Origin of the sequence: Paracoccus xiamenensis (assembly GCF_011308835.1) — a bacterium.
In the GTDB taxonomy this organism is placed as follows: Bacteria; Pseudomonadota; Alphaproteobacteria; order Rhodobacterales; family Rhodobacteraceae; genus Paracoccus; species Paracoccus xiamenensis.
In genome coordinates, this window is sequence record NZ_JAAOHY010000003.1 from 14,196 (window position 1) to 35,080 (window position 20,885).

Genomic DNA, 20,885 nt, shown 5'->3' on the forward strand with positions numbered 1-20,885 from the left:
CTATTCAACTGTTTTCTGTCAACACGCCCGCCGACATGGCTGCGCGGAAAGGGGGCCGTCAGTCGCCGTGGTGGTCCTCGACGATGTGATTAGCCATGTCGATCAGCACATGGCTGACATGGTGGTCGGCGATTCCATAGAAAATCTGCTTTGATTGCCGGACGCCGTTCACCAGCCGTGCGGCGCGCAGAAGCCGCAGATGGTGGCTGACCAGCGACAGCGACAGGTCCAGCCGCTCGGCGATCTCGCTGACCGGGATCGGGCCGTCCAGACAGCACAGCACGATCCGAAGGCGCGAGGGATCGCCCAGCAGGCGGAAGGTCTCGGCCAGAATCGCGATCTGGTTCTGGGACAGGTCGGGGGCATCTCCATGCAGGATCTCGTTATCGTCAGGCATGCTTTAAAGTCCCATGGTCGCAGGTTGTGGACGGCTTGGCTGGGCGCGCCGCCGGGCCGATCAAAGCTATCAATGCGACACACCGATGACAACGACGCAGCGCGGAAGGCGGGGGCTATAACACCGGTCGGCCTATCCGCGTCGGTGGCGGATTGATGCGCGGCCGGGTTGAACAGCGCGTCAATGCGGACGCGTCCGGTGAACCAGTCTGCTGGCCCTTCGCCGTCGATGCAACGCGCTGCTCAGACCAGCCGGGGGCGCAGCAGGATAGGCGCGTCGGGGCGCAGGGTGATCTGCGGCCGCAGTCGAGGCGCGGCACCATCCGGCGCATCCAGTCGAAAAAGCGCGTAAACATTGCTGATGACGCGGCTGGCGATCAGGTTGGCCAGATGCAGACCGATGCAGCGATGCGGGCCAAGACCGAATGGCAGATAGGCGTGGCGCGGGCGCGTCTCGACCCGCTCGGGCAGGAAACGGGCGGGATCAAAGCGTTCGGGATCGGGCCAATAGGCCGGGTTGCGGTGCAGCAGCCAGGGCGAGACCAGCACCGTGCCGCCAGCAGGGACGCGGTAAGGGCCAATCTGGTCCGCCGCAACAGCCCGCCGCTCGATGACCCAGATCGAGGGGTAGAGCCGCAGCGCCTCGGCAAACAGGTGCTGCGGCTCGGAAGCCTCGAACCCCTGCCCGGCGTTACTGGCGACCAACCAGAACATCCAGGCAAGTGCATTGGCCGTGGTTTCGTGCCCTGCCAGCAGCAGGGTGACGGCGGCATCGCGCAATTCGGTATCGGTCAGCGCCTTGGCACCCTCGGCCTCATGCGCGGCCAGCAGACGCGACAGCACGTCATCAGGACGGTCGGAAGACTGGCGACGGGCCCGGATCATCTCGGTCACGATGGCGTCTATCAGATTCCGTGCTGCCTTGAAATCGCGCCGGTGGAAGGCAGCCGAGATCATTGAGGGATCGAATGGCGCCTGCAGCCGGCGCCAGGTGTCGTTCAGCAGCACCGACAGCGCAGACTCGACCCGCGTCGCGTCGATCTCGGTCGAGAACAGCAGCCGGACGGCCATCGCGATGACCAGATCCATCATCTCGGCCACGATGTCGATCTGGCCGCCACCCTCCACAACCTGCCCCCAGCGGGTCAGCATCGGCTGGATATGAGCGTCGATCAGTGCACTGTAATCGGCGACAGCGCGAGGCTGGAAGACCGGCGCCAACAGCTTGCGGTGACGCGCCCAGGCCTCGCTGTTCCCCGACATCAGGCTGTCGCCGCATGTGGCCGCGATCAGCGCGGCGCTGCGCGTGTTCTTGTGGTAATTGGCCGCCTGCCTCGACAGGACATGCTCGATTGCCTCGGGCTGGTTCAGCAGGTGGGCCGTGATATGGGCAAAGCGAAACCGGACGATGTCGCCATGCGCCCGCACCGCATCCGTCATCAGCGCCAGCGGGTCACGCTGAAATGCCGCCAGCGATCCGGTCAGCAGCCGGCCGCGCGGACCGGGGGCGCGGCTCATGTCGGATAGCCCCAGGTCTCGAAACTGCGCCGCCAGCGGCTGGCGACCAGGGCGCGGCTGGAGGCGTCCAGTTCGACAAAGCTGTTCTTTTCATAGCCGCGCAACCCGGCAAGATAAGCCTCCAGATCAGGCCGCATCCGGTCAAACCCGTCCAGCCCCAACCGGTGGTAGACAGTGCGGATCTGCCCCACCGGATCGGCCTCCAGCGCATCAAAGCGCAGCTCGCAGAAGCGGCCTTCGGGGATCAGGGGCAGATCCTCGAAATAGGCGTCATACATGGTTTCGTGACGGGTCAGGATGCCCTCGTCTATGGCGTCCAGATCGGGGCGCTGCAGATAGGTGTACCAGCCCGCGGTGTCGAAGAAATGCCGCTGCGACTGGAAAACCCGGTAGGGGTCGCGGTGGATGTGGACAAAGCGGGCATCGGGGAAGATTTCCAGAATGGTGCGGATGCGCGCCGTATGGGGCGGCGATTTCAGCAGCAGCGCCCGACCGTCGTTCAGCGAAAGCTTCTTGCAGAATGTCAGGAAGGCATCTTTCCAGGCGGCGACCTCGGCCGGGTCGACGCCGCGAAAGCTAAGCTGGCGTTCGTAATGATCCTGCCGGGCCGGAAAGCTGATGCCCAGATACAGCGAACACAGGCTCATCAGCAGGGGCGCGAATTCGTCCTCCTGCGGCGAGGCGAAGCTGAGCGCCATGTTGTCCATCGGGCGCTTGGGCGGGACCAGCCAGGAAAACAGCCGCGTCATCAGGTTTTCGGTGGTCAGGAAGGTCAGCGGGTTCACCACCCTATAGGTATTTGCAAACTGGAACTGCGCCCGGTCGCAGGCCAGCAGGTCATGCAGATGCGTGGTGCCGCTGCGCCAATGGCCGAGGATGAACAAGGGCGGCTGCGCGATCTGCACTCTGTCCACGGCGCGACCATGGCGCAGCTTCTCGATCGCGGCAAATGCGGAATTGGGCAGGCTGGCGGCGGTGATGAACGCGGCGCGGTGCAGATAGGCGGGCGAGACGCGGAACCCGTTCTGGGCCAGTAGCGTCATCCATTTCCCGAAAGTGATGCCGGTCAGGTAATTGTGCCCAACGCTCCACCGATGCTTGAGTTTTGCACTCATTACTGTTCTTTCTCGACAAAACCCGCCTTTCGATCACGTGCTATCACCAGTCCGCCGAGTTACGAAACCGCCAAATGACCATTCCCTCGCATGTCCAGGAAATGCTGCGCCGCGTCCGCGCACGCTTTCAGAGCGAACCGCTGGAACAGCGCATGTTGCCCAGCGACGAGGAATTCACCACCCTGCGCCCGGTCCGCCAGGCCAGTGCCGCCTCTGTCGCGCGGTATTGGGCGCGGCTGACGGGCACGGCCTCGGCGGCCGATCAAGCGGTTCTGGCCGATCCCGACACCATGGCCGCACCCGAGGTTTATTCGGCCAATATCGAAAACTTCATCGGCACCGTGAAACTGCCGGTCGGCATCATCGGCCCGATGCGGGTGAACGGGCTGAACGCCAAGGGCGATTTCCATGTGCCCATGGCCACGACCGAGGCCGCGCTGGTGGCCTCTTATGCGCGGGGGGCTTACGTCGCCACCAAGGCCGGCGGCATCAGCACCGCGCTGCTGTATGAAGGCGTGATCCGCAGCCCGGCCTTCGTCTTCGGCGGGCTGTTCGATGCAGGCCGCTTCGTCGAATGGGTGGTCTGCCATATCGAGGAATTGAAGCGCGCCGCCGAGGCGACCACCCGCCACGGCAAGCTGACCGCGCTGGAACCGATCATCGACAATGACGTGGTTTTCCTGATCTGCCGCTATTCCACCGGCGACGCGGCTGGGCAAAACATGGTCACCATCGCCACCAATGCGCTGTGCGAGGCGATCCTTGCCGATTGCCCGGTCAAGGTCCGCGCCTGGTATATCGAAGGCAATTTCTCGGGCGACAAGAAGGCCTCTTTCCTTGGCATGATCACCGGGCGGGGCCGCAAGATCAGCGCCTCGGTCACGCTGCCGGGTTCGGTGGTGGAAAAGCACCTGGGAACCAGCGTTCAGGCGATGCTGGATTATGGCCGTGTCGCCAATCTGGGCGCGCATCTGTCGGGTCAGATCGGCGCGCAGGCACATTTCGCCAACGGGCTTGCGGCGCTGTATCTGGCGACCGGGCAGGATGCAGCCTGCGTGGCCGAAAGCGCGGTCGGCATCACCCGGATGGAGCCAAGGGGCGAGGATCTGTTCGTCAGCGTGACGATGCCCAATATCCTTGTCGGTTCGGTCGGCGGCGGCACCGGCCTGCCCAGCCAAAGCGCCGGGCTGAACATCCTTGGCCTGAAGGGCGCGGGTAAGGCCGCCGCCCTGGCCGAGGTCGCCGCCGCCACCTGCCTGTGCGGCGAAATCTCCATCGTCGCGGCCATTGCGGCGGGGGATTTCACCCGCGCCCATGAAAACCTGGCACGCCACAGATGAACCTTGGCGCCCTTTGGACCTATCAGGCAGAGCGTTTCCCGCTGGCCAAGACCGCGCCGCTGCTGGGGGTTTTCTCCGCCGCCAGCATCTCTGCCTCGGCCCAGATGGCGGGGCGCGCGCTGCCGCATTGGACCGCCTTTCTGGCCGGTTTCGTGATCGCCATGACACTGTTCTTCCAGATGCGCGCCTGCGACGAATGGAAGGATCTGGAGGACGACCGCCTCTATCGCCCCGACCGACCAATCCCGCGCGGGCTGGTGTCCTTGCGGCTGATCCTGACGCTCGGCGTGGCCAGCATGGCGCTGACGGCACTGGCGGCGGGGCTGTGGCATCCGCCGGTTTTGTGGATGCTGGTGCTGGTCTGGGTGTGGCTGGCGGCAATGACGCTGGAATTCGGCGTACCCACATGGCTGAAGGCGCGGCCGGTGCTGTATCTGCTCAGCCATATGGCGATCATGCCGCTGATCGACCTGCTGCTGACCGCGCTGGAATGGATGCCGCACGGGCGCGCGCCGTCCGGGCTGTGGCTGTTTCTGGCGCTGTCCTTCGTCAATGGCTGCGTGCTGGAGATCGGCCGAAAGCTGTGGGCAGCGGAACATGAAATCGAGGGCGTCGACAGCTATTCCCGCCTGTGGGGCCCCGCCCGCGCGGCGGCGATCTGGGTGCTTGCGGTCGCACTGTCGGCGCTGTTGCTGCTGGGCGTCGGTGCGCGCACCGGGGCACCGGGGATTAGCGCCCTCGTCGCGATGACGGGCCTTGCCGCCTGTGCATGGGCCGCGCGGCGCTATGCCGTCGCACCCAGTCCGGCGGCGCAAAGCCGGGTCGATATGCTGGCGGGGCTGTGGGTGTTTCTGTGCTATGCCACGGCAGGCTTCGCCCCCTTCCTTGCCCGGGCACTGACATGAGCTTCATCATCCCACAGAACGCGGCCAGCGATGCCGCCCTGGTCGGCGGCAAGGCCGCCAGCCTGCACCGGCTGGCCGCTGCCGGCTTCGCGCCGCCCGATTTCTTCGTGATCCGGCCAGCGGCCTTTTCCAAAGGCGCACCCGACCCCGCCCTTGCGCAAGCGCTCGCCCCAGCATTGGCAGCGCTCGGCCCCGGCCCTTATGCCGTGCGCAGCTCCGCGCGGGCCGAGGATGGCGCCGAATACAGCCATGCCGGCCAGTTCGACACCTGCCTGAATGTCGCCGCCCCTGAGGTGATCGCCGCCGCCGCGCAGGTCTGGGCCTCGGGCTTTGCCGACAGCGTCCAGACCTATCGCGACCGCCACGCGGGCGGCGCGGCCGAGGCGCCCGCCATCATCGTTCAGCGCATGATCGACGCGCAGGCGGCGGGGGTGGCATTTTCGGCCAATCCGGTTTCGGGCCTGCGGGGCGAGGTGGTGATCTCGGCCGTCGCGGGTCTGGGCGAAAAGCTGGTCGCGGGCGAGGTCGATGGCGAAAGCTGGGTCATCGGCGCCACCCCAACTGCCCCCGACGTGCCAACCGTGCTGACACCCAAGCAAGCGGCGGCGATTGCCGACCTCGCCCGCCGAGCCGAGGCGACATTCGGCGCGCCGCAAGACATCGAATGGGCAATCGACGCGGACGGTCTGCACATCCTGCAAAGCCGACCGATCACCACCCCCCTGCGCCCCCTGCCCGCCCCCGACGACCACCTGACGATCTTCGACAATTCTAATATCGTCGAAAGCTATCCCGGCATGGTCAGCCCGCTGACCTACAGCTTTGCCATGCATGTCTATGACCGGGTTTATCGCGCCTTCGTGGACCTGCTGGGCGTGCCTGCGGCCACCGTTGCGGGCCATGCCGACATCTTCGCCAACATGCTGGGACGGGTCGACGGGCGGGTCTATTACAACCTCGGCAACTGGTATCGGGCGCTGGCGCTGCTGCCGGGGTTTGCGCTGAACCGGGGTTATATGGAAACCATGATGGGCCTGTCGGAACCTCTGCCGCAGGCGCTGACGGCCAGTATCGGGCCGCCGCCCGCCAAGGGTCTTGCGCGGGCGCTGGAATATCTGCGGGTGGCGCGGGTCGGGGCTGGGCTGATCTGGCAGGCGCTACGTCTGCCGCGCACTCGGGCGCGATTTTACACCCGGCTGAATGCAGCGCTTGGCAGCGATCTGGACCTTGAAACTGCCGGTCCGACCGCACTTGCCGCCCAGTATCGCCGGATCGAGGGCGATCTGCTGGACCGCTGGGACGCCCCACTGGTCAATGACTTCCTGTGCATGATCGGGTTCGGGGCATCGCGCAAGCTGCTGGAAAAATGGCTGGGGCCGCAAGGGCTGGTGCTGCATAATGACGTGATGATCGGCCAAGGTGACATCATCTCGGCCGAGCCGGCGCGGCGTATTGCCGAAATGGGCGCGATGGTGCGCGACGCCGGACTGACCGAGGCCTTAGCTGCTGAGGGGGCGCAGGCGCTGGATGGCCACCCCCGGATCGCCGCCGAGTTGGAGGCCTATCTGCAAAAATTCGGCGACCGCTGCACCGAAGAGCTGAAGCTGGAAAGCATCCCGCTGATGCAGGAGCCCGCCTCGCTGCTGGCCGCAATCGCCGCCAGCGCCGCACAAGTCCCTCGCGCCCGTCACGCGGCCGCCGATCCTGACTGGCCGGCGCTGTTCCCGAATAACCCGCTGCGCCGCCGGGTGGCGCGCGGGTTGACCAACTGGACCAAAGCCCGCGTCCGCGACCGCGAAAACCTGCGCTTCGAACGGACCCGCATTTTTGGCTATGCTAGGCGGGTGTTTCTGGCGCTAGGCCGCGAATTCCACGCCCGCGGCCTGCTGGACGATCCGCGCGACATCTTCTGGCTGACCACGCCCGAGGTGCTGGGCGCCATTGAAGGTTTTGGCTTGTCTTCCGACCTTCGCGCCATCGCGGCGATGCGCAAGGCCGAAGACGCGGCCTCGGCCCGGCGTCCCGACCCGCCCGAACGGATCGAGATGCGCGGCCCCGCCATCGCGCCCGTCTGGTCGGGGACCGCCTCACCCACCAGCGAGGCGCGGGTCCAGACCGGCACCGGCTGCTCGGCCGGGCAAGCGACCGCCAAGGCGCGCATCATCCGCGACCCGCGCCGCGAAACTCTTGCCCCCGGCGATATTCTGGTCGCGCGGCACACCGATCCGGGCTGGATCGCGGTGTTTTCCAACGCCTCAGCCATCGTCGTCGAACGCGGATCGCTGCTGTCGCATTCGGCCATCGTCGCGCGGGAACTCGGCATCCCCTGCGTCGTCGGGCTGAAAGGCGCGACCGACTGGATCACCGATGGCGAGCACATCACCGTCGACGGCGCGACCGGCAAGGTGGAGCGGGTTGATGCCTAGATCCGATATTGAGGCGCGGGCGAAGTTCGACCACATCCGCTATGCCCAGCTTTGGGAAGATGCCGATGTGCTGACCGAAGCGCTTGGCGATTGTCGGGGCGGCACGCTGGTGTCGATCTGCTCCGCCGGGGACAATGCACTGGCGATGCTGGTGCTGGACCCCGCCCGCGTCGTCGTGGTCGACCTGTCGCCAGCCCAGATCGCCTGCCTGCATCTGCGCATCGGCGCCTTTCGGGCGCTGGATCACGCCAAGTTTCTGGAACTGATGGGCGCCCGCCCCAGTCAGCGCCGCAAGGCGCTTCTGGCGCGCGCAACCGCCGATCTCGACCCCGAGACCCGCGCCTTCTGGGCCGCCCTGTCGGATGAGGTCGCAGCCCACGGCGCCGGCGGTATCGGCAAGTTCGAGCGTTATTTCCGCATCTTCCGCACACGGCTGCTGCCGCTGGTCCATTCGCGCCGCACCATCGAAGACACCTTTGTCTCACGCCCCCGCCCGGAACGCGAGGCGTTCCTTGACCGACGCTTCAACAACTGGCGCTGGCGGCTGCTGGTCAAACTGTTCTTCTCGCGCTTCGTGATGGGCCGGATGGGCCGCGACAAGGCGTTTTTCGATCATGTCGACGGCAGCCCCGCCCAGCATGTCGCCCGCCGCATCCGTCATGCCGGCGTCGATCTGGATCCGGCCCAAAACCCCTATCTGCACTGGATCCTGAAGGGCACCCATGGCGATGCCCTGCCAATGACGTGGCGGGCCGAGCATTATCAGACCATCCGCGACCGGCTGGACCGGATCGAGATCCGGCCCGGTTCGCTGGAGGCCTTCGTTTCAACCGGAGAGCGTGCGGACGGCTATAACCTCTCGGACATTTTCGAATACATGCCGCCGCAGGTTTTCACGCAGGTTTATGGCAGCATCCTGAACGCTTCGGCGCCCGGCGCTCGGCTGGTCTATTGGAACATGATGGCGCCGCGCCGGGTGCCGCCCGAATACGCCCATCGGGTGCGGACCCTGCACGAGATCGAGGATCGGTTGAAGGCACAGGACAAGGCCTTCTTCTATTCCGATTTCGTCGTCGAGGAGGTCCGGGGGTGAGCGCGCCCCTGCAGATCGCCATCGCGCTCGGCTCTGTCGTGGTGCTGCTGGCGCTGATGGCACTGGTGCGCCGCATCGCCGCCGCCCATGACATCGGCCCCGAGATGCAGCGCAAGCTGGTCCATATCGGCACCGGCCTTTATGCACTGACGCTGCCCTGGCTGTTTCCCGACCGCTGGCCGGTCTATCTGCTGGTCGCGGTGACGCTGGTGGTGATGCTGGTGCTGCGGCTGCCAAAACTGGCGACCGCCGGCATCGGCGCGACGCTGCACGGGGTCGAACGCCAGTCCTACGGCGATCTCATGCTGGCCATCGCGGTCGGCATGTGCCTGTTCCTGTCGGGCGAACAGCCCTGGCTTTACGTCCTGCCCATCGCCATCCTGACACTGGCCGATGCGGCCGCGGCGCTGGCGGGCAGCAGCTATGGCCGCAAGTTCTTTGTCGTCGAGGATGGCCGCAAAAGCATCGAGGGCAGCGTGGTCTTCTTCACGCTCAGCTTCCTGATCTCGCTGGTCTGCCTGATGCTGATGACGCCCCTGCCGCCGGTGAACATGCTGCTGCTGTCAGCCATGGTCGCGGGCTTTGGCACCATGGTCGAGGCGACCAGCTGGCAGGGTTTCGACAACCTGTTCCTGCCGGTCGGGCTGCTGATCTTTCTGTTCACCCATGGCCACAAAGACCCGCTGTCGCTGGCAGTGCTGGCGGCGGGGTTTGCGCTGTCGGTGATCGCCTTCCTGACAGTCGCCGGTCGACTTGGGCTGACGCGGCACAGCGCACGGGTCTATGTGATCGCGCTGTTCCTGCTGGTCGCGGCCACGGCTTTCCACAATGCAGTGATCCCGCTGCTGGTGCTGTTCATCCATGCCTGGGCGCGCAGCACCAACCCCGGCACCGCCCGCTTCCCCGATCTGGACGTGGTGGCGGCGGTGGCGCTGATCAGTTTCGGCTCGCTGGTGCTCGGGCAGGCTTTGGGCTGGAATGCGGTGTCCTTCTACGGCATCGCGATGATGGGGCTGGCGACCGGGCTGGCAGCGCTGGCGCTGACACCGCAGCCGGTCTGGGCGCGCGTGGCTGGGCTGGCCGCGATTATCGCAGTGTTGTGCCTGCTGCGCCTGTGGGCGATGGCGGCAAATCCGCCCGCCGCAAACTGGTCCGGCCCGCTGAGGGGCGTGGTGCTGGCCAGTCTCGCGCTGTGCGCATTTGTTCCCAGCCTGTGGCCCCAGCTTTTCCGCGACCGCCGGATGGCGAAACTGTCGATGCTGGCGCTGATCCTGCCGCTGAGCGCCTATCTCTACGCCATTGCCAAAGCCGGAGGCTGACATGGACCCGATCATCATCCGGGCCGAAGGCGCGCGCGTCACCCTTTATCCCGACGGCCCCGACTGGCAGGGCGCGCCAGCGGCCACTTTGGGCAATTTCTCCAGCAAGGACGCCGCCGGCGGTCGCGTTGTGCTGGCACAGGCGCTGACGCAGGCGCGCGCGCTTGGCATCCGCCAGCTGATCGGCCCGATGGAGGGCGACACATGGCACAGCTATCGCTTCATCACCGAAAGCGACGACAGCCCGCCCTTCCTGCTGGAACCCACCAACAAACCGCATGAGCCTGCACTGTTCACCGAGGCGGGCTTTCAGCCCATCGGCCGCTATTTCTCGGCCCGGGTGGCGCTGAACCAGACCGCCGATAACCCGCCACCCGCGCCGGAAGGCTTCACCATCACCCCATGGTCGGGCGCCGATCCCGAAGCGCTGTTCGGGCAGGTCTTCGACCTGTCGGTCGAGGCCTTCAGCCGCAATGCCTTCTACAAGCCGATCTCTCGGCAGGCCTTCCTTGCGATGTATATGCCCGTGGTCCCGCTGATGAAGCGAGAGCTGATCTTCTTCGCCACCACGCCAAAGGGTCGGCTTATGGGCTTCCTGTTCGGTATCCCCAACTATGCCGAGGGGCCGCAGACGAAGACCGTGATCCTGAAAACCTATGCCAGCCTGATGCCCGGCGCGGGCCGGCATCTGGCCCATGCTTTTCACAGCGCCGCAAGAGCGCTGGGTTACGACACAGCGATTCACGCGCTGATCCATGAAGACAACCTCTCGGCGCTGCGCAGCGCGGTCGAGGGGGCGCAGGTCTTCCGGCGCTATACCCTGTTCGGCCTGCGACTGGCATGACCGGCCTGCTGGATCATTTTGCCCGGGCCGCCGCCCGCTTTCCCGACCGGATCGCCATCGTCGACGGGCGCGGCCACGAGACCAGCTTCGCCGAATTGAAGGCCCGTGCCGATAGCTTTGCGGCGCGCTGGCGGGATCAGGGCATCGGACCCGGCCACCGGGTGCTGATCGCGCGCGCGGTCGATGCCGATCTTTATGCCAGCCTCGCGGCGCTCTGGGCATTGGGCGCGGTGGCGGTGCTGCCGGAACCCGCGATGGGGCTGGCCGGGCTGCGCCACGCCGCCCGTGTCACCCGGCCCAAGGCCTTCTGCACCGGCGGCTGGTACCGCGCGCTTGGCCTGCTGCTGTCCGAGCTGTGGCGCGTGCCGACCCTCGCATCCCGGCCCGGCTCCGCCGCCATCAGCCATGGGCCGGCATCGCCGGGCGACATCGCGCTGATCTCCTTCACCTCGGGCAGCACCGGCCAGCCCAAGGCGATCCCCCGCAGCCACGGCTTTCTGATGGCGCAGTACGACGCCATCGCGCCCCTGCTGCGCAGCGAAAGGGCCGAGCGTGATCTGGTCGCCTTTCCTGTTTTCACCCTGATCAATATCGCCGCCGGCCAGACCTCGATCCTGCCGAACTGGAAAATGTCGCGTCTGGCCACCCTGCCCCCGCACGCCCTGCGCGACTGGATGGTTCGCCAGCGCGTCACCCGCGCACTGATCCCGCCCGCGCTGTGCGAAAGGCTGGCCGAGGCCGGGCTGTCCGGCGGTCTGCACCAGATCTTCACCGGCGGCGGCCCGGTCTTTCCCGACCTGCTGGCCCGCCTTCAACGCCCGGACGGCCCCCGGATCACCTGCGTCTACGGCTCGACCGAGGCTGAACCCATCGCCCATCTGGACGCGGCCGAGATCACTACCGCCGATCATGCCGCCATGTCGCAGGGGCAAGGCCTGCTGGTCGGCCGCCCGGTCCCCAACCTGCAACTGCGCATCCGCGACCACGAAATCCAGGTCGCCGGTGCTCATGTCAATCCGGGCTATCTGGACCCCACCCACGACGCCGGCAACAAGCTGCGAGAGGGCGACACCATCTGGCACCGCACCGGCGATGCCGGGCGGCTGGACGATCAGGGACGGCTGTGGCTGCTTGGCAGGATCGGGTCGCAGGTGACAATCGCGGGCGCGCCGCGCTTCCCCTTTCAGATCGAGACCGCGGCCCGGCAATGGCCCGGTGTCACTCAGGCCGCGCTGCTGGACCACGGCGGCACGCCGGTGCTGGCGCTTTCCGGTCAACGGGACCGGCTGCCGCAATGGCGAGATGCGGCCAGCGGGATAGGCATCGGCGATATACGGCATTTCGACCGGCTGCCAATGGATCGCCGGCACGCATCGAAGATCGACCTGCAGGCTCTGCGCGAGATGCTTAACGGGCGCTGAACCGCCGCCGAAAATCTGCTCTGGAACTTGGCCACGCGGCCCGCCACTATCGGCCCGATCACCCGACCGCGCCTCGGTCCGGAAAGGTCATTTCTGTTGTCCGCCCTGCGCGAAAGGAACGCCCATGCCCATCCGCGTCACCGTCTGGAACGAGAATATCCACGAACAGGAAAACAAGGTCGTCGCCGACAACTATCCTCTGGGCATCCATGGCACCATCGCCGCCGTCCTGAACGCCGATCCGGCCTTTGCCGCCACCACCGCAACGCTTCAGGAACCCGAACACGGGCTGACAGCCGAACGGCTTGCCCAGACCGATGTGTTGTTCTGGTGGGGGCATGCCGCGCATGGCGATGTCGATGACGCCGTGGTCGAACGTGTCTGCGAAGCGGTCTGGTCAGGCATGGGCATGGTCTTCCTGCATTCGGCGCATTTTTCCAAGCCGTTCAAGAGGTTGATGGGCACAGCCTGCAACCTGACCTGGCGCGAGGCGGGCGAGCGTGAACGGCTGTGGCTGACCTCGGTCAGCCACCCCATCGCCGCCGGCCTGCCCGACCATTTCGAGCTGGAAAACGAGGAAATGTATGGCGAGCCCTTCGGCGTGCCCGAACCGCTGGAAACCGTCTTCATCAGCTGGTTCTCGGGCGGCGAGGTCTTCCGTTCCGGCCTCACCTACAAGCGCGGAGCGGGCAATGTCTTCTATTTCCGCCCCGGCCACGAAACCTATCCGACCTATCACGACGCCAATGTCCAGACGGTGCTGAAGAATGCCGCGAAATGGGCCTTTAACCCGGCGGCCCGCATCGCCGATCCGGGCGCCGCCCCGAACGTCCCCGTGACCGAAGCACTGGAGCCGATCGAGGAACGCGGCCCGCGCCTGCATCACGACGGCGAGGAGGGTTACCGCTGATGAAGAAGGTCCGGCTTCTGATCCTCGGCACCGGCGGCATGGCGCGCAACCACGCCGAAGGTTTCGGCCAGATCCCCGGCGTCGAAATCGTCGGCGGCGTCGATACCCGCTCGGCCCAGCTTGACGCCTTCCGCGGCGATTTCGGCATCCCGAACGGCTTTGCCTCGGTGGACGAGGCCCTTGATTGGGGGCAGTTCGATGCCGTCACCAACGTGACCCCCGACGCCGCCCATCATTCGACGACGATGCCGCTGCTGGCGGCGGGCAAGCATGTGCTTTGCGAAAAGCCGCTGGCCACCAATGCGCCCGATGCCCGCGACATGGCCGAAGCCGCGCAGGCGGCGGGCGTGGTGAACATGGTTCATCTCAGCTATCGCAACATCCCGGCGCTGCAAAAAGCCGCCGCCATGGTGCGCGACGGGGCCATCGGCACCGTCCGGCATTTCGAGGCCTCTTATCTGCAAAGCTGGCTGACCCAGCCCGCCTGGGGTGAATGGCGCAGCGAAAGCCAATGGCTCTGGCGGCTGTCGACCGCGCATGGTTCCAAAGGTGTGCTGGGCGATGTCGGCATCCATATCCTCGATTTCGCGACCTTTATCGCCGGGCAGGACGCGGCCGAGGTCTCTTGCAGGCTGGCGACCTTCGACAAGGCACCGGGCGGGCGGATCGGGGAATATGTGCTGGACGCCAACGATTCCGCCACCATGCAGATCCGGCTGACCAACGGCGCGATTGGCACTGTCGCCGCCACCCGCTTTGCCAGCGGCCATCTGAACGACCTGCGGCTGCGGATCTATGGCGATCTGGGCGGGTTAGAGGTCGGGTTCGAAGCCGGCCAAAGCCGTTTGCGCGCCTGCCTGGCACCCGATCTGCAAACCGCCGAATGGCACGAGGTCGAGACCCCGCCGGTGATCCCCATCTATGCGCGCTTCATCGCCGCCATTCGCGGCGAAGGCCCGGCCGAGCCCGATTTCGCCCGTGGCGCTGCGCTGCAAAACCTGCTGGACCGGGCCGAGGAATCAGACCGCGAGGGCGGCCGCAGCCTGTCGGTTATCGGCTGAATTGCCCCGCATCGGCATGCGTGGTGTTCGAAAGGCTTGCGGATCTGCCCCGCGCAACATCCAAGGCGGCGCGAAATGGCGGCACTCGCGGCTTATTCAAACAGAGGCAAACTGGCGCGCGATGGCCATCACCGCCATCGCCGGCAGGGTCAGAATGTCATGGACCTGCGCAACCCGTTCAGGCGTGTAATAGCCCTCCTCGTGCAGGATATTGACGGTCGCGACCATGGTGCCGCCCAGGATGATCGGCAGGTTTACCACCGAACCGCAGCCAAGCCGCCCGATCAATTCCGCATCGGGAAAAACCGTGGCGATCTCGGCCAGCGTATTGGCGACGAAGCTTTCATGGCGACCATGGACCTGTTCGAACCAGCGGTCGATCTCGATCGGCTTGGTGCCCGAGGTCGGATAGTTCACCGGATCGTCGGTATAGGCGCGCCGCGCCAGCATGGCCTGCATATCCGCCGTCATCACGGTAAACAGCTTGGCGCCCACCACATCCTTGGTCAGGACACAAAGCGCGTCGAAAGCCTGCGCTTCGGTCGTGGCGGCCGACAGGCTGCGTTCGAATTGGTGCAGGGCGTGCTGTGCGTCGGTCATGGCTGGTCCTTGCGGTCGGGGTTACCGCCCGAGGCGGCGTAAAGGGATTGGCTGTAAGGGTCGGTGAAGCTGCCATCATGCAGCGCGGTTGCAGGCGCGATTTCGACCACCCGGCCCTTCTGCATGATCGCCATCCGGTCGCACATGAAACTGACCACCGGCAGGTTATGGGTGACCATCAGATAGGTCAGCCCCTGCTGGCGGCGCAGCTTTTTCAGCAGGTTCAGGATCTCTGCCTGCACCGACACATCCAGCGCCGAGGTCGGTTCATCCAGCAGCATCACCTTGGGTTCCAGCATCAGCGCGCGGGCAATGGCCACACGCTGGCGCTGTCCGCCAGAAAGCTGGTGCGGAAAGCGGAACCGGAACCGCTGGTCAAGCCCGACGGCGGCCAGCATCTCGGCCACCCGCGCGCTACGATTGCCAAACCCGTGGACCAGCAGCGGCTCGGACAGCACGGCATCGACGGTTTTGCGCGGGTGAAGCGAACCGTAGGGGTCCTGGAACACCATCTGGCAACGGGTGGCGAAATCGCGGTCGACCTGATGGCCGCGCGCGGCGCCCAGGACCGAAATCGCCCCGGTCCAATCCGGTGCCAGCCCGGCAATCGCACGCAGGATCGTCGACTTGCCAGAGCCGCTCTCGCCCACCAGCGCAAAGCTTTCGCCCTCGGCAACCTCGATATTGACGCCCTGGACGACTTTGGTCGTGCCATAGGATACGTCAAGATTTTGCAGGGAAATCGCGGTCACGCTCATGTTCCACCCCATGCGCTGCGGTCCAGAACCGGAAGCTCTTCGCGGGTTTCCTCCATCCGGGGGACTGCGGCCAGAAGGCCGCGCGTATAGGGATGGCTGGCCTTGTGTAGGTCGCGGGCGGCGCAGGCCCCAACCACCTCGCCGGCATGCATGACCAGAATGCGATCGCAATAGCGCGCCACCAGATCCAGATCATGCGAGATCAGGATCAGCGCCATTCCCTTTTCGCGCACCAATTCGTCGATCAGATCCAGCACCTGCGCCTGCACCGACACGTCCAAGGCCGAGGTCGGTTCATCCGCGATCAGCAGATCGGGGCGTGGGATCAGCATCATGGCGATCATGATGCGCTGCCCCATGCCGCCAGAAACCTCGTGCGGGTACAGGTCCATCACCCGCTCGGGGTCATGGATGCGCACCGAATGCAGCATCTCGATCACGCGCGCGCGGACATCGCGACGCGGCAGGCGTTCGTGGGTGACAAGCGCCTCGGCGATCTGGTCGCCGACGGTCATCACCGGGTTCAACGAGAATTTCGGATCCTGCATGATCATCGAGATGCGGGCACCGCGCAATTGCCGCATCCCGCGTTCGGTCCGGGCCTGCAGGTCGATCCCGTCAAAGACCATGCGGTCGGCCTGCTGGCGGCCCGGTCGGCGGATCAGGCGCAGGATGGCGCGGCCGGTCATGGACTTGCCCGACCCGCTTTCGCCAACGATACCCAACCGCTCGCGTCCCAGCGAAAGCGACAGCCCTTTGACCACCTCGACCCGGCCCGAGGCAGTCGGGAAGCTGACGCGCAGGTTTTCGATTTCCAGAAGCGCGGTCATGACTTGCCTCCTTGCTTCGGATCAAGAACGTCGCGCAGCCCGTCGCCGAGGAAACAGAAACCCAGCGAGACGATGATGATCGCAAAGCCCGGCATCGTCGCCACCCACCATTGATCCAGAATGAAAGTCCGCCCGCGCGAGATCATCGCCCCCCATTCCGGAAGGGGCGGCTGCGCGCCAAGACCCAGAAAGCCCAGACCGGCGGCGGTCAGGATGATCCCGGCCATGTCCAGCGTCACCCGCACGATCATCGACGAGGTGCACAGCGGCAGCACATGCCGGACGATGATCCGCCCATGCGATGCCCCCAGCAGCCGGGTGGCGGCGATGAATTCGGCATTGCGGAAGGTCAGCGTCTCGGCCCGTGCGATCCGCGCATAGGCCGGCCAAGAGGTAATGGCGATGGCGATGATGGCATTTTCGATCCCCGGCCCAAGGGCGGCCACGAATGCCAGCGCCAGGATCAGCTTGGGCATCGACAGGAATACGTCGGTCAGCCCCATCAACAGCCGGTCGACCCAGCCGCCGAAATAGCCGGCGATCGCCCCTATCAGCAGCCCCAGCGGGGCGGCGATCACCGCCACCAGCACCACGATCATCAGCGTGATCCGGGCGCCATAGACGACGCGGCTGAAGATATCGCGCCCCAGCTCGTCCGTGCCCATCCAATGCGCCGCCGAAGGCGGCAGCAGCCGCGCGCCCAGATCCTGCCCCAGCGGGCTGTAAGGCGCGATCCACGGCGCGAAGGCCGCCGTCACCAGCAGCGTCAGCAGGATCAGCGCGCCCACCACCGCCAGCGGATTGCGCATCAGCATCCGCGCCATGCGATAGCTGCGCCCAAGGCTCGCCTGAAGACGCGAAGCCGGAGAATCGTCCAGAAGCCAGCTTTTTGCCGTGCCCATCGTCGCCCCCTATCGGCTGCGCGGATCAAGGATGCGATACAGCACATCCGAGAACCGGTTGATCAGAATGAAGACCGCGCCGATGACCAGCGTCGCGCCCAGAACGGCGTTCATATCGGCATTCAGCAGCGCCACGGTCAGGTAATTGCCGATGCCGGGCCAGCTGAAGACCGTCTCGATCATCACCGAACCTTCCAGCAGTGCAGCGTAGGACAGCCCGATCACGGTGATCAGCGGAACCCGGATCGGCCGGAAGGCGTGGGTCCAGATCACCCGCCATTCGGGCACACCCTTGACGCGGGCGGTGGTGACGTATTCCTGCCCCAGCTGGTCCAGCATGAAGCTGCGCGTCATCCGCGCGATATAGGCCAGCGAGAAGAAGCCCAGAATCGCCGCCGGCAGGAGCAGGTGATCCAGCGCATTGAAAAACACCTCCCAGTCGCCGGCAAGCGCCGCGTCGACCAGCATCAACCCGGTGCGCGGCTCGACCAGGCCCTCATAGAAGATGTCGACCCGGCCCGGCCCCGCGACCCAGCCAAGCCCGGCATAGAAGACCGCCAGCCCGACCAGCCCCAGCCAGAATGCCGGCACCGAATAGCCCAGCAGCGCCACAACCCGGATCACCTGATCGATCCAGGTGCCCTGCCGGGCCGCCGCCCAGACCCCCAGCGGCACGCCAATCGCCACACCGATGATGATGCCAAGCGTGGCCATTTCCAGCGTCGCCGGAAAGACCACGGCCAGATCCTCGGCCACCGGGCGATTGGTCGAGACGGAACGGCCCAGATCGCCCCGGAATACGTCGCCGATATAGTGCAGGAATTGAACCGGCAGCGACTGGTCCAGCCCCATGGCCGCCCGCGCTGCGTCATATTGTTCCTGCGTGGCGCGGTCGCCTACCACCGCCAGCACAGGGTCGATCGGGATCACGCGACCGATGAAAAAGGTGATGGCCATCAGGCCGATGAATGTCAGCAAGGTGATGACGACAAAGCCGCCAATCGCGCCTGCGCCGCGCCAAATCCGGGTCGTCCCCGTGGCCATGCTGTCTACCTCCTGTTCGTCGCGCGCCTCCTCGGGCCGCACCTGCATAGAGCAATTTCTGAATTATACAAAAATTTTTTTTTGCTATGTAAAAATTTTTTTGTATGCTGCTGATAGCAATCGGGGGGGGGGGACGACGATGCCAGCCGCAAGATCCAAGGCAGAGCCACGGCTTGGCCATGTCATCCGCAAACGGCGAAAGCAGTTGCAGATGACGCTTCAGGCGCTCAGCGACGGCTCGGGCGTTTCCATCGGCTATCTTAGCCAGGTGGAACGCGACAATGCGACCCCGACACTGGGCACGCTGGCCCAGATCGCCGACGCCCTTGGGGTGGGGCTGGAATATTTCATCGCCGCGCCAAAGCCTGCGGACGGGCTGACGCGCGCCGGACAGCGACCTCGCTTCGCGCTGCCCAACTCGACGCTCAGCTATGAAACTCTCGTCGCCGGTTTTCCGGGGGCAGAGCTTTCCGGCTATGTGCTGACCGTGCCGCCGGGCTATGCGTCTGAAACCGTCAGCCACGAGGGCGAGGAGCTGGTCTTCGTCCTAGAAGGAGAGATCGACCAGGTCCTTGATGGGCAGAGCTTCCGCCTGAGGCCGGGTGACAGCCTGCATTACAGCGGCCAGACCCCGCATTCATGGGCCAATCCGACTGATCGGACTGCCCGCATCCTGTGGACCGGCACGCTGGAGGTTCTGGCCCGCGCCGGCGTCGTGCCTGAGCAGGCCGAATAAAACAATCACACGCCCAACCTTTCCGCACAAAAAAGGGAGACAGACATGAAGCACTTCACGAGTTCCGTCCTCGCCAGTTTTCTGGCACTGCCATTGGCCAGTGCCGGGCTGGCCGCCACGCCCGACGGCGTTCTGGTGGTGGCGCAGAATATCGACGATATCGTCGCCATCGACCCGGCGCAGGCCTATGAGTTCACGTCCGGGGAACTGGTAACCAACCTTTATGACCGGCTGGTCCAGTATGACGCGGCCGATACCACGGTCCTGGCGGGCGGTCTGGCTTCGGAATGGCAGGCCGACGCGGAAGCGAAAACCATCACCTTCACGCTGCGCGACGGCGCGACCTTCGCCTCGGGCAACCCGGTGACCGCCGATGACGTGATCTATTCCTTCACGCGGGTGATCCAGCTGAACCTGACGCCGGCCTTTATCCTGACGCAGCTGGGCTGGACCCCCGACAATATCGCCCAGATGGTCACCGGCAGCGGCAATACCGTCACCGTGAAATACGAAGGCGATTTCTCGCCCGCCTTCGTGCTGAACGTGCTGGCCTCGCGCCCGGCGTCGATCGTCGACAGTGTTCTGGTCAAAGAACACGAATCGGACGGCGATATGGGCAATGCCTGGCTGAACGAAAATGCCGCCGGCTCCGGCCCGTTCATGCTGGACCGTTACACGCCCGCACAGATGGTGCGGATGACCGCGAACAAGGAATATTTCAACGGTGCGCCCGCCATCGACAGCGTCATCATCCGCCATGTCGCCGAAGCCGCGACCCAGCAATTGCTGCTGGAAAAGGGTGACATCGACCTCGCCCGCAACCTGACGCCCGATCAGATCGCCTCGATCAGCAGCGATGAGATCAAGGTCGAGACCTATCCTCAGGCCGCTGTCCATTTCCTGTCCTTCAACCAGAAGACCGAAAGCCTGACGCCCCCCGCCGTCTGGGAGGCCGCGCGTTATCTGGTGAATTATCAAGGCATGGCCGATACCATCCTGAAAGGGCAGATGGAGGTGCATCAGGCCTTCTGGCCCAAGGGCTTCCCCGGCTCGTTCGACGAAACGCCCTTCACCTATGATCCAGAAAAGGCGCGCCAGATCCTGGCCGATGCCGGTGTCGAGACCCCGATCACGGTGACACTGGACGTTATCAACGCGGCCCCCTTCACCGATATGGCGCAGTCGCTTCAGGCCAGCTTTGCCGATGCCGGCATCAATTTCGAGATCCTGCCCGGCACCGGCAGCCAGGTCATCACCAAGTATCGCGAGCGCAGCCATCAGGCGATGCTGCTGTATTGGGGGCCGGACTTCATGGACCCGCATTCGAATGCCAAGGCCTTCGCCTATAACTCGAACAATGCCGATGACGCCTATGCCGCCACGACCACCTGGCGCAATGCCTGGGCGGTGCCCGAGGACATGAACGCCGAAACCATGGCCGCCCTGTCCGAGGCCGACCCGGACAAGCGCCTGGCCACCTATCAGGACCTGCAGAAGAAGGTGCAGGAATCCTCGCCCATCGTCATCATGTTCCAGGCCGCCTATCAGGTGGCGATGAACAGCGCCGTCACAGGTTATGTGAACGGCGCGACCTCGGATTTTGTCTATTATCGCCTCGTCGAGAAAAACTGATCCGAGCCTCGGGCCGCCGTCCTCCCCCGGCGGCC

Annotated in this window: 19 protein-coding genes; 11 read left to right on the forward strand and 8 right to left on the reverse strand. The window is 65.3% G+C overall.

The window, feature by feature from the left end; genetic code table 11:
* Nucleotides 1-58 precede the first annotated feature (58 nt).
* The 3 genes from G7044_RS08505 to G7044_RS08515 all read right to left on the reverse strand — a co-directional run bounded on the left by G7044_RS08505 (nt 59) and on the right by G7044_RS08515 (nt 3,029).
* Nucleotides 59-397, reverse strand: coding sequence for an ArsR/SmtB family transcription factor (locus tag G7044_RS08505; RefSeq protein ID WP_166327993.1), 339 nt, complete (start codon nt 395-397; stop codon nt 59-61).
* A gap of 242 nt (nt 398-639) precedes the next feature.
* Nucleotides 640-1,914: a cytochrome P450 gene (locus G7044_RS08510; RefSeq protein ID WP_166327994.1), complete on the reverse strand. Its 1,275-nt coding sequence runs from the start codon at nt 1,912-1,914 to the stop codon at nt 640-642.
* On the reverse strand, nt 1,911-3,029 hold the full coding sequence (locus G7044_RS08515) for a sulfotransferase family protein (RefSeq protein ID WP_166327995.1): 1,119 nt from the start codon (nt 3,027-3,029) through the stop codon (nt 1,911-1,913). The genes G7044_RS08510 and G7044_RS08515 overlap by 4 nt, the downstream gene beginning before the upstream one ends.
* A gap of 74 nt (nt 3,030-3,103) precedes the next feature.
* Here G7044_RS08515 and G7044_RS08520 point away from each other — a divergent pair, with 74 nt between their 5' ends.
* From G7044_RS08520 to G7044_RS08560, 9 genes are all read left to right on the forward strand, one after another.
* Nucleotides 3,104-4,369, forward strand: a complete 1,266-nt coding sequence (locus tag G7044_RS08520; protein WP_166327996.1) for a hydroxymethylglutaryl-CoA reductase — start codon at nt 3,104-3,106, stop codon at nt 4,367-4,369.
* The gene (locus G7044_RS08525) at nt 4,366-5,274 is read left to right on the forward strand and encodes a UbiA family prenyltransferase (RefSeq protein ID WP_166327997.1); all 909 of its coding nucleotides are present in this window, start codon (nt 4,366-4,368) and stop codon (nt 5,272-5,274) included. Before G7044_RS08520 ends, G7044_RS08525 begins: the two co-directional genes overlap by 4 nt.
* Complete coding sequence (locus G7044_RS08530; RefSeq protein WP_166327998.1) at nt 5,271-7,700, forward strand: PEP/pyruvate-binding domain-containing protein; 2,430 nt, start codon at nt 5,271-5,273, stop codon at nt 7,698-7,700. Before G7044_RS08525 ends, G7044_RS08530 begins: the two co-directional genes overlap by 4 nt.
* On the forward strand, nt 7,693-8,793 hold the full coding sequence (locus tag G7044_RS08535; protein ID WP_166327999.1) for a DUF3419 family protein: 1,101 nt from the start codon (nt 7,693-7,695) through the stop codon (nt 8,791-8,793). The genes G7044_RS08530 and G7044_RS08535 overlap by 8 nt, the downstream gene beginning before the upstream one ends.
* Nucleotides 8,790-10,112 carry a hypothetical protein gene (locus G7044_RS08540; RefSeq protein ID WP_166328000.1) on the forward strand — a complete coding sequence of 441 codons (1,323 nt, stop codon included), beginning with the start codon at nt 8,790-8,792 and terminating at the stop codon, nt 10,110-10,112. Before G7044_RS08535 ends, G7044_RS08540 begins: the two co-directional genes overlap by 4 nt.
* A 1-nt stretch (nt 10,113) precedes the next feature.
* The gene (locus tag G7044_RS08545) at nt 10,114-10,956 is read left to right on the forward strand and encodes a hypothetical protein (protein ID WP_166328001.1); all 843 of its coding nucleotides are present in this window, start codon (nt 10,114-10,116) and stop codon (nt 10,954-10,956) included.
* Complete coding sequence (locus G7044_RS08550) at nt 10,953-12,377, forward strand: AMP-binding protein (RefSeq protein WP_166328002.1); 1,425 nt, start codon at nt 10,953-10,955, stop codon at nt 12,375-12,377. Before G7044_RS08545 ends, G7044_RS08550 begins: the two co-directional genes overlap by 4 nt.
* A gap of 124 nt (nt 12,378-12,501) precedes the next feature.
* Complete coding sequence (locus tag G7044_RS08555) at nt 12,502-13,287, forward strand: ThuA domain-containing protein (protein ID WP_166328003.1); 786 nt, start codon at nt 12,502-12,504, stop codon at nt 13,285-13,287.
* On the forward strand, nt 13,287-14,348 hold the full coding sequence (locus tag G7044_RS08560; RefSeq protein WP_166328004.1) for a Gfo/Idh/MocA family protein: 1,062 nt from the start codon (nt 13,287-13,289) through the stop codon (nt 14,346-14,348). The genes G7044_RS08555 and G7044_RS08560 overlap by 1 nt, the downstream gene beginning before the upstream one ends.
* 96 nt (nt 14,349-14,444) lie before the next feature.
* On the opposite strand, the gene G7044_RS08565 is transcribed toward G7044_RS08560, so the two are convergent.
* From G7044_RS08565 to G7044_RS08585, 5 genes are read right to left on the reverse strand one after another with little or no spacing between them, the layout of a single operon-like run.
* Complete coding sequence (locus G7044_RS08565) at nt 14,445-14,948, reverse strand: GAF domain-containing protein (protein WP_166328005.1); 504 nt, start codon at nt 14,946-14,948, stop codon at nt 14,445-14,447.
* Entirely contained in the window at nt 14,945-15,700 is a 756-nt protein-coding gene (locus tag G7044_RS08570; protein WP_166328480.1) for an ABC transporter ATP-binding protein, read from the reverse strand. The genes G7044_RS08565 and G7044_RS08570 overlap by 4 nt, the downstream gene beginning before the upstream one ends.
* Nucleotides 15,701-15,702: 2 nt before the next feature.
* Entirely contained in the window at nt 15,703-16,536 is an 834-nt protein-coding gene (locus G7044_RS08575) for an ABC transporter ATP-binding protein (protein ID WP_166328006.1), read from the reverse strand.
* Nucleotides 16,533-17,438 carry an ABC transporter permease gene (locus G7044_RS08580; RefSeq protein ID WP_166328007.1) on the reverse strand — a complete coding sequence of 302 codons (906 nt, stop codon included), beginning with the start codon at nt 17,436-17,438 and terminating at the stop codon, nt 16,533-16,535. The genes G7044_RS08575 and G7044_RS08580 overlap by 4 nt, the downstream gene beginning before the upstream one ends.
* Nucleotides 17,439-17,447: 9 nt before the next feature.
* Nucleotides 17,448-18,482 carry an ABC transporter permease gene (locus G7044_RS08585; protein WP_166328008.1) on the reverse strand — a complete coding sequence of 345 codons (1,035 nt, stop codon included), beginning with the start codon at nt 18,480-18,482 and terminating at the stop codon, nt 17,448-17,450.
* A gap of 139 nt (nt 18,483-18,621) precedes the next feature.
* On the opposite strand from G7044_RS08585, the gene G7044_RS08590 reads away from it, so the two are divergent.
* Both G7044_RS08590 and G7044_RS08595 read left to right on the forward strand, forming a co-directional pair.
* Nucleotides 18,622-19,218, forward strand: a complete 597-nt coding sequence (locus tag G7044_RS08590) for a helix-turn-helix domain-containing protein (protein ID WP_166328009.1) — start codon at nt 18,622-18,624, stop codon at nt 19,216-19,218.
* Nucleotides 19,219-19,263: 45 nt separating this feature from the next.
* Nucleotides 19,264-20,850 carry an ABC transporter substrate-binding protein gene (locus tag G7044_RS08595; protein WP_166328010.1) on the forward strand — a complete coding sequence of 529 codons (1,587 nt, stop codon included), beginning with the start codon at nt 19,264-19,266 and terminating at the stop codon, nt 20,848-20,850.
* The last annotated feature ends 35 nt before the right edge of the window (nt 20,851-20,885 follow it).